Annotated in this window: 2 protein-coding genes; one reads left to right on the top strand and one right to left on the bottom strand. The window is 73.7% G+C overall.

What is annotated here, in order from left to right:
• A partial coding sequence (locus ACFXA3_RS42850; protein WP_385197024.1) for an alpha/beta-hydrolase family protein occupies positions 1–429 on the top strand: 429 nt, incomplete at its 5' end.
• Positions 430–433: 4 nt separating this feature from the next.
• On the opposite strand, the gene ACFXA3_RS42845 is transcribed toward ACFXA3_RS42850, so the two are convergent.
• A partial coding sequence (locus tag ACFXA3_RS42845) for a CPBP family intramembrane glutamic endopeptidase (protein WP_385197022.1) occupies positions 434–1,173 on the bottom strand: 740 nt, incomplete at its 5' end.

Genomic DNA, 1,173 nt, shown 5'->3' with positions numbered 1-1,173 from the left:
AATATTCGTCGGCAGCGTCATTTGTTTATAAGAGACTGGTTATCCGGGGAGGGCCGGACCGTCCGGTTCACCGACGACCCTGCCGCCGGGATCCCGCCCGCGGACCGGCCGTGGGACGGCCCGCGGGTGGTCTACCTCATGCACCCCTCCGATCCGATCGTCTGGTGGAGCCCGCGGCTGGCCCTCTCCGAACCCGACTGGATCCGCGAGCAGCCCGGCTCGGACGTGCTCGGCGCGATGGTCTGGATCCCGTTCGTGACGTTCTGGCAGGTCACCGCCGACCTGCCGTTCTCCGTCGGGGTACCGGACGGCCACGGCCACACGTACAAGGCCGCGTACGTCGACGCCTGGAACTCCGTCATGCGGCCCGCCGGACTCACCGCGCAGGACCTGGACCGGCTGAGGGAGATCGTCTCGCCGCAGGGCTGAGCCGTCAGCGCAGCACGAACCCGACGACGTAGCCGAACGCGTTGACGGCCCAGTGCAGGCCCATGGGGGCCAGCAGACTGCCGCTGCGGCGGCGCAGTTCGCAGAAGAGGACGCCCGCTGCCGCCGTGAACAGCACGGCCGCCACCACCGCCAGGGCGGCCCCGGTCGCGGACCGGCCGAAGACCGTGGTCAGGGCGGGCTTCGCGGTCGCCAGGTGCAACGACGGCAGCACGTGCCAGAGGCCGAACAGCAGACTCGACACGGCGGTCGCCCACACCGCTGCGCGCTCGCGCCGGACCAGACCGTAGAGCACCCCGCGGAAGGCGAACTCCTCCACGAGGACCGTGCCGACGGGGACCAGCACGAAGACGCGGAGCATCACCTCGTTCGCGTCCATCCCCGTGTACCGGCGGTCCTCGAACAGCGCCCTGGTGGCCGGCAGCAGGGCCCCGGCCAGGTAGACGACGCCGACCAGGCCGATCAGGACCAGCGCCCAACGGGCCCCGCGGGCCAGCGTGTCCGGCGCCAGGCCCGCGTCCGCGAGGGTGCCGCCCGCCAGGCGCAGCACCCCGAGCAGCACGCCGCCGACCACGACGGCGGTCACCACGCCCCACAGGCCCGACCAGCGGTGCAGGGCCGCGTTGGCGGCGACGAGGACCGCCACCGTGACTCCCACGGCCGGCCAGGTGCCCACCGAGTGGCCGCCGCGCCCCCCCGCGCCCCCCGGGGGGGGGGGGGGCCCCC

The organism is Streptomyces sp. NPDC059456, from assembly GCF_042750055.1.
Taxonomy (GTDB): Bacteria; Actinomycetota; Actinomycetes; order Streptomycetales; family Streptomycetaceae; genus Streptomyces.
This window is presented reverse-complemented; position numbering and strand designations above follow the sequence as displayed.